This window comes from Agromyces sp. P1_H4, assembly GCF_056405255.1.
Window position 1 is genome coordinate 1 of record NZ_JBFUCL010000537.1, and the last position, 1435, is coordinate 1435.

Annotated in this window: 2 protein-coding genes and 1 pseudogene; 1 reads left to right on the forward strand and 2 read right to left on the reverse strand. The window is 72.9% G+C overall.

The features are described 5' to 3' along the window. Positions 1 to 670 (reverse strand): ATP phosphoribosyltransferase regulatory subunit (locus AC1DY2_RS19750; protein ID WP_476763956.1); only part of this gene is annotated, 670 nt, incomplete at its 3' end. A gap of 67 nt (positions 671 to 737) precedes the next feature. Continuing rightward, positions 738 to 1181: a DUF6841 family protein gene (locus tag AC1DY2_RS19755; RefSeq protein ID WP_476763957.1), complete on the reverse strand. Its 444-nt coding sequence runs from the start codon at positions 1179 to 1181 to the stop codon at positions 738 to 740. 46 nt (positions 1182 to 1227) lie between these two features. Here AC1DY2_RS19755 and AC1DY2_RS19760 point away from each other — a divergent pair. Further along, positions 1228 to 1435, forward strand: a pseudogene (locus AC1DY2_RS19760) (hypothetical protein); the annotation flags it as partial.

Genomic DNA, 1435 nt, shown 5'->3' on the forward strand with positions numbered 1-1435 from the left:
CGAGCGCGGCGAGCTCCGCGGCCACTCCCCCGACCCCGATCTTGTCGAGCTTGTCGATCGTGATGAGCGCCCGCTCGCGGAGCTCGTCGGGCACGCCCCACGAGCCGAGGATGCCCGCCAGGATGCGCCGGTCGTTGATGCGGATCGTGCAGCCGCCGAGGCCGAGGGCGTCGAGCGTGGCGAGGGTCGCGGTGAGCAGCTCCAGCTCGGCGAGCGGGCCGGCCTCGCCGATGATGTCGATGTCGCACTGCACGAACTGGCGGTAGCGGCCCTTCTGCGGGCGCTCGGCGCGCCAGACCGGCGCGATCTGGATCGACCGGAACACCGGCGGCAGCGCAGCGCGGTGCGTGGCGTAGAACCGTGCGAGCGGCACCGTGAGGTCGTAGCGCAGGCCCAGGTCGGCGAGCGAGAGCGCGTCGCCGGATGCCGCGGCCGCAGCGAGGTCGTCGGGCGTCAGGCCGCGCTTCATCACGGCGAACGCGAGCTTCTCGTTGTCGCCGCCGAGGCCGGCGTGCAGCCGCGAGGAGTCCTCCATGACGGGCGTCTCGATCTCGTCGAAGCCGTGCGCCGAGTACACGCCGCGGATCACGCCGAGCGCATGCTCACGCCGGGCCTTCTCGGCGGGGAGGAAGTCGCGCATGCCGCGCGGAGGGGTGACGGATGCGGCCATGCCGACCATTCTTCCAGCACGCGGCCGCCGGCCGTGGCCGATCGGCGCGAGCGCTCGGCCGAGTGTCTCACCCGAACAGGTCGAGGTCGACCCCGCGCGTCCGCGCCGCCCGCTGCAGCGCGTCGGCCTCGTCGATGCCGRCGGCGACGTACACGTGCAGCCCGTCGGCGTCGTCGCGCACGAGGTACTCGAAGTCGGTCGTGACGATCACGTCGTCGTCGCCGTCGAGGTAGCTCCAGCGCACGCGCACCATCGTGATGAGCTCGGTGAGCGCGGTCATGGAGCGGATCTCGGGCACCGCCGACTCGAGGCCGAGGCGCCGATAGAGCGGGTACGACGCCTCGAACGCGGCCGACAGGTCGGCGCGGCTCTCGAGCGCGCCTGCGAAGTCGTCGGTGACGATCATCCCCGGCAGCCCCCACAGCTCGGCGGTGGCGTCCGCGTCGAACTCCCGAAGCGCGGCGGCGTACTCGTCGAAGTACTCGGCGAGCCGCTCCTCCTCGATCCCCATGGCGCCTCCCCATCCGTTGAGCCGACGGTACGCCGACCGCGGTGCTGTGCGCGACCCCTCCGATGGCGGATGCCGCAGCGGTTGCTTCGGTGCAGGCGGCCTGTCGCAGGCCGGATGCCGCGTCACCGCGCTGCCCTTGTCGACCGTCGCGGCCCCGCCTAGGCTCGCGATCGTGCGCGTGCTCATCGCCGGCGCGACCGGCGTCCTCGGCTCCCGACTGCTCCCCGCCCTCGTCTCGGCGGGCCATACGGTGG